The sequence below is a fragment of the Thermus sp. genome, from assembly GCF_056332225.1.
Window position 1 is genome coordinate 1 of record NZ_JBWGQW010000141.1, and the last position, 918, is coordinate 918.

General features: G+C 67.0%; 1 protein-coding gene. It reads right to left on the reverse strand.

Going from position 1 to position 918, the window contains the following annotated elements; all coding sequences use genetic code 11:
• The coding region (locus AC01Y6_RS10525; RefSeq protein WP_476671477.1) for a hypothetical protein at positions 1 to 859 on the reverse strand (859 nt) is incomplete at its 3' end.
• Positions 860 to 918: the final 59 nt, after the last annotated feature.

Sequence of the window (918 nt, forward strand, 5' to 3'; positions counted from 1 at the left end):
CTAGGAAGAAGGGGTACTCGTTCTTTCCACCCTTGTGAAGGGGCGAAACCCAAAGCGCCAGATCCGGAACTCTCCGGAAGGCCTCCGGCCCCAGGGCCACTAGCACCCGGAGGAGGGGAGCGCTTACCGGCTCTTCAGGAGTGGGAAGGAGAAGCCAAGGCACCTCTTCCACGAGGCGGAAGCCCAAGGGAAGGGAGCTTTTGCCCGGAGGGAAGGGGTAAAAGGGGAAGGCCTCCCAGGCGAGGAGGGTGGCCGCAGGGCTTAGGCGGCGGGTGTAGCCACCCTCCTCGTCCTTGGCCACGCTGGCCTGGTCCGCGGTGGCGCGCCTCTGGCTCACGTGCCACTTGGGAGCGGGGGTGTCGCCGAAGAGGGGATGGCGAGGGTCTTCTTCGGCGAGGAGGGGATCGGGGGGCAGGAGGGGCTCCACGAAGAGGGCGCGGCGGAAGGCGGCCTCCCGTCCCTCTCTCCGCACCCGCTTCCTCTTCAGGGCCGAAACGGCCTTGTGGAGGAACCCGGAGAAGCGCTGGTTACCGCTTGACGTGTTCAGGGGGCTGCGCAGGGTCCGGTTCTGGGGACTCCACCAGGGGTTGACGTAGGCCACGAGGAAGGGAGAGGCGGGGCTCCCTTCGCGAAGGGCCGCCCGGGCACCTTCAGGGGTCGGGTCTTCATCCGGGGCCAGGCCATAGCGACCGGTGGGGTCCACCTCCTCCACGAAGCCAGCCAAGAAGCTCACCAAACCGGCTTCGTCCAGATCTCCTTCCACCTCCAGAAAAGCCTCGGGGCGACCAAAGGGGTCGGCGAAGCCCAAGCGCGCCCTTATGCCCCGCTCCTCCAGGAGGCGGAGGAGGCCATAGGCCACGAGGGCCGCTAGGGGAAAGTACTCTAGACGAAGGCCTGGGAGCTCAATCCTCATAGGCG